Source organism: Crocosphaera sp. Alani8, assembly GCF_038442745.1.
In the GTDB taxonomy this organism is placed as follows: Bacteria; Cyanobacteriota; Cyanobacteriia; order Cyanobacteriales; family Microcystaceae; genus Crocosphaera.
This window is the reverse complement of the sequence record NZ_JARVCN010000081.1, coordinates 1-9,184: the sequence shown is the minus strand read 5'-3', so window position 1 is coordinate 9,184 and position 9,184 is coordinate 1. Positions and strand designations below refer to the sequence as shown.

General features: G+C 36.8%; 6 protein-coding genes and 1 pseudogene. 5 read left to right on the top strand and 2 right to left on the bottom strand.

Annotation, left to right across the window (positions count from 1 at the left end; genetic code table 11):
• The first annotated feature begins 95 nt into the window (after nt 1–95).
• Both P9B04_RS06165 and P9B04_RS25130 read left to right on the top strand, forming a co-directional pair.
• Nucleotides 96–248, top strand: a complete 153-nt coding sequence (locus tag P9B04_RS06165; RefSeq protein ID WP_342054122.1) for a hypothetical protein — start codon at nt 96–98, stop codon at nt 246–248.
• A 116-nt stretch (nt 249–364) separates the two neighbouring features.
• Nucleotides 365–4,398, top strand: a pseudogene (locus tag P9B04_RS25130) (tetratricopeptide repeat protein).
• A gap of 69 nt (nt 4,399–4,467) precedes the next feature.
• Here P9B04_RS25130 and P9B04_RS06150 read toward each other — a convergent pair.
• On the bottom strand, nt 4,468–5,760 hold the full coding sequence (locus P9B04_RS06150; protein ID WP_342054119.1) for a GAF domain-containing sensor histidine kinase: 1,293 nt from the start codon (nt 5,758–5,760) through the stop codon (nt 4,468–4,470).
• Nucleotides 5,761–5,995: 235 nt separating this feature from the next.
• On the opposite strand from P9B04_RS06150, the gene P9B04_RS06145 reads away from it, so the two are divergent.
• Nucleotides 5,996–6,319 (top strand): DUF3155 domain-containing protein, encoded by a 324-nt coding sequence (locus P9B04_RS06145; RefSeq protein WP_342054118.1) that lies wholly within the window; start codon nt 5,996–5,998, stop codon nt 6,317–6,319.
• A gap of 76 nt (nt 6,320–6,395) precedes the next feature.
• Here P9B04_RS06145 and P9B04_RS06140 read toward each other — a convergent pair whose 3' ends face one another.
• Nucleotides 6,396–6,929 carry a cofactor assembly of complex C subunit B gene (locus tag P9B04_RS06140; protein ID WP_342054117.1) on the bottom strand — a complete coding sequence of 178 codons (534 nt, stop codon included), beginning with the start codon at nt 6,927–6,929 and terminating at the stop codon, nt 6,396–6,398.
• 221 nt (nt 6,930–7,150) lie between these two features.
• On the opposite strand from P9B04_RS06140, the gene P9B04_RS06135 reads away from it, so the two are divergent.
• A complete protein-coding gene (locus P9B04_RS06135) occupies nt 7,151–8,308 on the top strand; it encodes a ferrochelatase (protein WP_342054116.1) in 1,158 nt (385 codons plus the stop codon).
• A gap of 71 nt (nt 8,309–8,379) precedes the next feature.
• Nucleotides 8,380–9,184: FkbM family methyltransferase (locus tag P9B04_RS06130; RefSeq protein WP_342054115.1), on the top strand; the 805-nt coding region annotated here is incomplete at its 3' end.

Below are 9,184 nucleotides of genomic sequence, written 5' to 3'. Positions count from 1 at the left end.
TGCTAACTGCTAACTGCTAACTGCTAACTGCTAACTGCTAACTGCTAACTGCTAATAAAAATGTTATAGTAGTCATAATAATAGCGTTGAAAATTATGGTTAATCCTCAAGACGATACAAAACAGTCTGATTCTACATTAAAATCTTCTCAAGCAAATAATAATGAAGCTGAAGAAGAAGGAACGAACAAGAAAAATAGGTTAAAGTTTGAAGAGAAAGATATGTATAAAATTAAACTCAATTTTTAGTATAGTATTACTAATTATAACAACAACTTTTGTTAAATTCCCCGTATTCTCGGAATAAAAACTAAACCTATTGTTCAGCCTAACCAACTAAACTAATATAGAATCGTGTGGAGTTTATGACTGTTATTACTATCCGTGAACAAGGTAAGACGGAAACAGGGTTTAATGCTACTTTAGCGATCGCCGGCAACAATTACAATATTACCGTTAATGATCCCTTTGATGACAGAGAGGAACAGGAATTAGAATGGTATTTTGAAGAATGGCTATGTAATCCCATTTTAGAAGAAGTAAAAGCAAACAGAGTTGCCCAAACTGTTGAAAGATACGGCAAAAACTTGTTTGAACAAGTATTTCAATCCAATATCAAAGCTTATAGTCAATACAACGGGTTACGGAAAGACTTAAGCAAAATACAAATTGAAATCGAGAGTATTACCCCAGAATTCCATGCAATTCACTGGGAATCCCTGCAAGATCCAGATTTACCTCGTCCTTTGGCCATAGAATCTATTTTCATCAGAAAAAGCGTCGAACCTGCGTCCATTTCAGCTGAAGTAAAAGAGTTTCCCACAGTTAACCTATTGGTGGTTATTGCTAGACCTCATGGGGATGATGATGTAGGTTATCGTACCATTTCTCGTCCCTTGGTGGAAGCTATCCGTAATGCTAAATTACGGGTTAATATTGAATTGTTACGTCCGGGAACTTATGAAGCATTAGAAAGACATTTAGAAAGCAAAGGAAGCGGATATTATCATATTGTTCATTTTGATGTTCATGGTGCATTAAAATCCTATGAAGATTATCAAAAAGGAGTGAAAAATAATCGTTATATTTATGATGTTCGATACGGTAGAAATAAAATTGAACCCTACGAAGGAGTAAAAGCATTTTTAGCATTGGAAGGGGAAGAAAAAGGAATATCTGATCCAGTTGAAGCGCAAGAAATTGCTGATTTATTAACAGGAAAAGGTATCCCTGTTTGTATCCTTAATGCTTGTCAGTCAGGTAAACAACTTCAATCTACTATTAGTGAAACCGGAAGAGAAGATAACCGCGAAACCAGTCTAGGAAGTCGTCTCATGAATGCAGGAATGCGAATGGTAGTCGCAATGAGTTATTCGGTGACGGTTACTGCGGCACAAGTTATGATGACACAGGTTTATCAACATTTATTCGATAAAGAAGACATTTATCAAGCAGTACGTTTAGGGAGAAGGGAATTATATAATCGTAAGCAAAGAAGAGCTTATTATAACATGGAAATAGAGTTAGAAGATTGGATATTACCTGTTACCTATTGTAATGGCAAAGTTGATTTTAATTTGAGAGAGTTTACCGAAAAAGAAGAAGAAAAATATTATTTAAGTTTAGATAGTAAATACGAATTTAGAAACCCGACTTATGGTTTTGTGGGACGGGATCTGGATATTTTGTTCATTGAAAAAGCATTAATTAAACATAATATTCTTTTATTACAAGGAATGGGAGGAACAGGAAAAACTACCTTATTGAATTATCTTAGGGAATGGTGGCAAGTAACTAATTTTGCCGAAAATATATTCTATTTCGGTTACGACGAAAAAGCCTGGAATCTACAACAAATAGTTTACGAAATTGGTCAAAAAGTTTATGATCGCTTCGAGTTTTCTAAGTTTCAAGCGATGAACTTAACCGTACAATGGCGTAAATTATCCGATAAATTACGCTCAGAATCTTATATTCTCATTTTAGATAACTTAGAATCAGTAACAGGAGAACCCCTCGCCATTCAAAATACCTTAGACGAAGCAGAAAGAGCAAAAATAAAACAATTTTAGCCTCTTTAGTGGAAGGTAAAACAAAAATAGTTTTAGGATCACGCATTAAGGAAACATGGTTACAAGAAGATACCTTTAGGGATAACCGTTATCAATTAAAAGGTTTAGATAGTCAAGCGAGAACCGATTTAGCAGAAAATATTTTAGAAAGAATTAATAGTAATCAGTCTTTAGATGAGTTAAAAAAAGATGATGATTTTCAACGGTTGATGAAACTATTGGGGGGTTATCCCTTGGCAATGGAGGTAATATTAACTAACCTGAAACAACAATCACCCAAAGAAATTTTACAACAACTAGAAACAGCAGAAATTAACCCAGGGGGAGACAATAAAACCAATAACATTGTTAAATGTATCGAATATTCCCACAGTAACCTATCAGAAGCATCACAGAAATTATTGTTATGCTTAGCACCTTTTCGGGGATTTATTGATCGCAGAGATCTTAAGCATTATGCAGAAGAATTAGGGAAACTGGAACCATTCCAAAGTTATGAATTAGAACAACTAGAAACAGCAGTAACAGAAGCAGTTAACTGGGGTTTATTGTCTCCTATCAGTCAAGATTATCCTCAATTATTAACTATTCAACCCGTCTTACCTTACTTTTTAAACACCAAACTAAAAGAAGTTGATCAAACCATCAAAGAAGCGTTAGAAGAAGGGTTTAAAAATCACTATAAAGGATTAGCAGGATATTACAAGAAATTAATAGAATCAAAAGAACCCCAAGAAAGACAACTGGGGAAAGCTTTTGTCCGCTGGGAATATGAAAACCTTTATCAAGGGTTACAGATTTGTTTAGCTAAAGAAGAAAGTGCTTATGCTATTTGGAGATGTTTATATGATTATCTGGGTTTAATTAGTAATAAAACAGAGCAATTAAAATTAACTCAGTCTGTCTATGATGCTGTTAATCTCTATCAACCAGAAAATTGTAATAAAATTTGGGAAGAAGAGATTGTAGTTATTGGGATTAATTTGGCTAATTGTTATTTGAGAAATCAAGATTATCAACTGACAAAAGAAACTTATCAAAGTACACTAGATTTAATTACTAAATTTCAGAATATTGAAGATAATCAAAAAAAATCTTATGAAGCGGATATTTATCAAAATTTAGGCATAGTATCCCAGGAAACAAGGGACTACCCCCAGGCAAAATCCTATTATGAACAAGCTCTCCAAATCAAAATTGAATACGGCGATCGCTTCTCTCAAGCAAGCACCCTGCACCAATTAGGCAGTGTATCCCAGGAAACAAGGGACTACTCCCAGGCACAATCCTACTATGAACAAGCTCTCCAAATCAAAATTGATTTCGGCGATCTCTACTTTCAAGCAAGCACCCTGCACGAATTAGGCAGAGTATCCCAGGAAACAAGGGACTACCCCCAGGCACAATCCTACTATGAACAAGCTCTCCAAATCAAAATTGAATACGGCGATCTCTACTCTCAAGGACGCACCCTGCACCAATTAGGGAGAGTATCCGAGGAAACAAGGGACCATCCCCAGGCACAATCCTACTATGAACAAGCTCTGAAAATCTTCATTGAATACGGCGATCTCTACTCTCAAGCACGCACCCTGCACAATTTAGGCAGTGTATCCCAGGAAACAAGGGACTACCCCCAGGCACAATCTTACTATGAACAAGCTCTGAAAATCAAAATTGATTTCGGCGATCGCTTCTCTCAAGCAAACACCCTGCACAATTTAGGCATAGTATCCCAGGAAACAAGGGACTACCCCCAGGCACAATCCTACTATGAACAAGCTCTGAAAATCAAAATTGATTTCGGCGATCGCTACGAGCAAGCTGGCACCCTGCACCAATTAGGGAGAGTATCCCAGGAAACAAGGGACTATCCCCAGGCACAATCCTACTATGAACAAGCTCTGAAAATCTTCATTGATTTCGGCGATCTCTACTCTCAAGCAAGCACCCTGCACAATTTAGGCAGTGTATCCCAGGAAACAAGGGACTACCCCCAGGCACAATCCTACTATGAACAAGCTCTCCAAATCTACATTGAATACGGCGATCGCTACTCTCAAGCAAGTACTTATGGACAATTAGGAATCTTATCAGAAACTTTATCCCAATTTGAGCAAGCTAAACAATACTATTTGCAAGCATTAGAGATTTTTGTTGAATTTAACGATGAAACCTACTCAGCTTTAACTCTTAGAAACTTAGCAAATTTACACTTAAATACCGGGGATAACAGTATTGTGACAGAAGTTGCCACCAGGTTTAATAGCACAGAAACAGAAGTCAGAGAATTGTTTAACAAATTAATAGGTAATACTGATAACTGATAACTGCTCACTGATAACTGATAACTGCTAACTGATAACTGTTCACTGTTCACTGTTCACTGTTCACTGTTAACTCCCACCAACAAGCCAAACAATAAACCTTGTTCCCTTATTATTATTTGAAACTGGACTAAATAACTCAATAACTCCTCCCATTTGATCAATTAACTCTTTAACAATAGCCAAACCCAAACCACTCCCCGAAATATCTCCGTCACTTTGAACCCCTCTGTAATGTCTTTCAAAAATATGCTCTTGATCCTTGAGGGGAATACCATAACCCGTATCCTCAATTGAAATTCCCTGGTATTTTCGATTATTAATTGTCCGAGACAAACCAAACTCAATTGTAACTTTACCCGATGCAGGTGTATATTTAATACTATTATCAATTAAATTACTCAAAACTTCCCTCAGTGCGGAAACATTAGCCAAAACAGGATCTAAATTTCCTGTTTTTATAACCCGTAAATCAATATCCTTATTCTCAGCAATAGACTCCGCAGAAATAACCACAGTTTCCAATATATCCCAAACAAAAACTTGAGTTAAACTTAAAGACTTGGATGCAGGTAAAGACAAGGATAAACCATCAGCAACAGCCACAGAATCCGTAGTTAAAGTAATTATTTCTTCCTCATTACTAAGAGATTTTTGTCCGCTTTCAAAATCCTTAATTAACTGTTGTAAATGCTCCCCCTCCCCCAATATATTACTAACAATAGAACGATTTTGATCCTCAACCCCCAAACGTTTTAACAGCAACTTCCCAAACACTTTTAAAGCAGTTAGAGGGTTCCTTATTTGATGAAACAAATCATCCAAACGATCGCGCTCTTGTTGTTGCTGCAATTGTTGCTGTTGTAGCTGTCTTCTGTACCACTCTTGATGCTGATCCAATAAACAGGCAATAGCGATGGTATCAGCTATCTGTTGCACCTGACCAAATTCTTCTGATTCCCAAGGGTTTGCCTCTCTTTGCGTCACCAAAATCCCCAAAACCACCTCTTTATATATCAGTGGTAATACAATTTGATAATCTTTTGTGTCAATGTTGCCGTTTTCTGAGAAAATAGAATAGCGATCGAGATTGTTCGGTAAGCCTTGATATAAGTTAGATAGGGTTATCTCCTGTTTCCCTTCCCTTAAGCGAATAGGCTGTTGTTCCGGACTCTGTATCGTATCTCTGAAAGGATAAACAACCACAGGGATTAAACTAACTGCGTTACCCTCTTCCTCCGAGGTTAAATAAACCGCACACCAATCCGCTTGCAAAGTTTTCGCCAATAGCTCCACTTGGGAGCGACACAAAGCGATAAAATCTTGACCAGGGTTGGGAATATTTGCAGTGGCAGAGGACATAAGGAAATACGCTTTATATTAATTCTTGTTACAAAATATTAAGTTTTGCAACAACTCATCTGGGAAATAAGTCAACATAAATTCCACAATAGCACAACTGGCCTGGTATAGAGAAGATTATGAAAATTCAGGAATTATGTAAGCAATACTTGATTTTTAGAAATTAAACGGATATAATGACCTCGGATTTTGTAACTATGACTACAAAGAATAGTCAAAACAGGAGGTAATAGGGTTGGCTAGAAAGCGTAAACGTAAAAGTCGCCGTCGCCAAGAAGGCCGGAAAATTCTTGAGCTTGTACCCCAGTATAATATCGAGAGCGGAGAGGACAAACCAGTCACTGCCGCTAGAAAATACATTCACGCTGTAGGGATACATCCCCCGGCCTTACTTATTGTAAGACGAAACGAACACACCACAGATAGATATTTTTGGGCAGAGAAAGGCTTATTTGGCGCTCAGTACGTTGAAGAAAACCATTTTCTCTTCCCTAGTCTAAAAGAATACCAGCCGCAAGTGCCTAAAGCACAAACTAAGACTCCTGCTGTTACTGGTTAACCATAACTCAACATAGAAAACAACTCAATCCCCCAGAAAAATCTAGGGGGATTTTTGTTTGCTTGATTATTATATCTCAATTAGCCGATTTTAGAGCAAAACTTTGTTTTAATTGGATCACCTCGTCCCGATGAGCGGTTAAAGTTAAGATACTACCTTGTTTTGAGCCTTCTTGGGGGAGACTTTCCAGGGAAAAAGAAACGGTTTCCACTCTCCGAGCTTTTTTCCAGTAAAAAACACCGGCAATAGGAGACAGGAGTTCTAAAGCAAAGAATAGGGGAGTGAAAGGGGGATAGGCGAACGATAACACCAATATAATGCACGTCAGTCCTGATGCCGCTAAAATTGTCAGAAAAATAGCTAAAAACAAACTGGGACGTACCAACCCTTCAAAGGTGATGGTATTTTGTCCCCCAGAAGAAGGTATGATGCGGTAAGCCCGTTGGATAAAATAGTCTTTGAGTTGTTGTAATAAAGACATTTCTGAGACTTCTGAGATAAGTTTAACCTGTTCGGTGCGATCCTTAACCGAAGCGCGAATAAAGAAGAATAACCCTACCATCAACAGAAGGGTGAGGAAAAAGGTTGAGCTTAAAATAGGCGTATTCACGATACCAATATTAAATTATTTAGGTTGATCCTATCATTGCCTTGTCTCCTGAGCTAACTTTACGGTGGATGGAGGTCACTTTTCGGCAACATTTAGTTAATATTAAAATTGAATATTATGTCCCCCCCCAGGGGAAGGTATTTTATACTATTGATTAGAGGGAGTTTAGGGAATATCCACCCTGCATACTTTCGTTTTAAACTATCGTTGAGGTAACAAATATGGTTGCAACGCCAGACAAACAACACACTCATCCCATTGAGGGAACCAATAAAAGCGATCGCGTAGCGGTTTTGTTGATGGGTTACGGTGAAGTAGAAAGTTACGAAGATTTTGCTAACTATAATGAACAAGCTTTAAATTTATTGACTGCAAAGTTTGCACCGGTTCCCACTTGGATATATCCTCCTTTAGCTAAATTATTAGCTATTTTTGACCTCCATGAATGGCAACATCAACACGATCATTTTGTTTCCCCTCACAACCATATTTTTGAGCATCAACGGGCTTCTATTGAGAAAAAAATACAAGAAAAATGGGGTGATCGAGTTCAAGTTTTTAAAGCATTTAACTTCTGTAAACCGTTTTTACCCGATCAAGTTTTAACAGAAATTAAAGCCCAAGGATTTGAGAAAATATTAATCTATCCTCTATTAGTGGTTGATTCTATTTTTACCAGTGGTATTGCTGTAGAACAAGTTAACGACGCTTTATCCTCTTTATCCGAAGGAGATCAGCATTGGATCAAAGGTTTACGTTATATCCCCTCTTTTTATAACGAACCAGCTTATTTAGATTTGATGGCTAAATTAGTAGAAGAAAAAATCAAAAAAGATTTAGCCGATAAATACCTTCCCTCTCAAGTTGGTATTATTCTAATGAATCACGGTTGTCCCCACGAAGCTAAAGGGTTTACTTCAGGAATTGATGAAAGTCAGATGTTATATGAGTTAGTCAGAGAAAGATTAATTCATCGTTATCCTTTGATCTCTGTAGGTTGGCTAAATCACCAAACCCCTTTGATTAAATGGACACAACCTAACGCAGAATTAGCCGCTAAAAACTTGATGGAATTAGGGGCAAAAGCGATCGTATTTATGCCCATTGGTTTCGCCACAGAAAATCACGAAACTCTCTTAGATGTAGAACACATTATCCATCATTTACATAAGAAATATTCCGATGTTACTTATGTACAAATGCCTTGTGTTAACGATGAACCAGAATTTTGTGAGATGGCTGCACAATGGGCAGATTCGCACATTACAGACTTATTATCAGCAGAAGCTGTGACGGTTAATCCTACTTTAGCAGTGGGCAATTTAGACGTTAACCATCATCATCACGATCACGATCATGGTCATCATCATCATCATTAATTGATGTTAAACAGGAGTAAATCTCAATGTTTTACTCCTGTTTAACATAAGAACAGAGAAATTAGCACCCTATGAAAGCACAAAAAGTTTTCAGCAACTGGTTAACTAAAATTTCTCTTTATTTGAGTAATAAAATTGTCAACTTTTTGACCCAAAGTCTTTCGATTTCCCAGTGGGATAATCGACTTTTAGGACTAAGTTCTTTTCCTATAAAAACCATTATTGATATCGGAGCAAACGAGGGGCAATCTTGTCGCAAATTAAGGTCAATTTTTCCTAATGCCACCATTTATGCTTTTGAACCCAGTCATTTAGCTTATTCTAAATTAGAAACGTTAGCAAAAAGGTATCAGAATTTTTACTATTTTAACCTAGCATTAGGACAAGAAAATAGTCAAGTTGCTTTTTATGAGCATAGTTATTTTACACAGTCATCATCACTACTAAAAACAACTGATAAATGCGAAGAAAATTATCCGTTTTTAGCGAATCAAAATACAATAACAATTGAGCAAACTACATTAGATACTTTTTTTGAATTAAAAAATTTAGATCAAGAAATTTTAATAAAAATAGATGTTCAAGGAGCAGAAGATATAGTAATTCAGGGAGGAAAAAAGGTGTTAGATCAAGCTATGGGTTGTATTGTTGAAATATCAATTTATCCAGCTTATAAACAACAAGCTAATTTTGAAGCTATTTTTAACGAGTTGACAGTTTTAGGGTACAAATTTGTTGGAACTATTGATCAAGTTAGTTCTCCTAACGGTACTGTTCAGTATTTTGATGCTGTTTTTATTAAAGAGAAATTTTTAGCTTCACTGCGAGAAGCCCCGCACTGTACCGAAGGTCAGTGTCGGGATGGGGCGTATAAAC

What these genes read in the sequence shown, in the direction of transcription:
- P9B04_RS06135 (WP_342054116.1), top strand. Translation starts at nt 7,151, where the DNA reads ATGGTTGCAACGCCAGACAAACAACACACTCATCCCATTGAGGGAACC.
- P9B04_RS06165 (WP_342054122.1), top strand. Translation starts at nt 96, where the DNA reads ATGGTTAATCCTCAAGACGATACAAAACAGTCTGATTCTACATTAAAA.
- P9B04_RS06150 (WP_342054119.1), bottom strand. Translation starts at nt 5,760, where the DNA reads ATGTCCTCTGCCACTGCAAATATTCCCAACCCTGGTCAAGATTTTATC.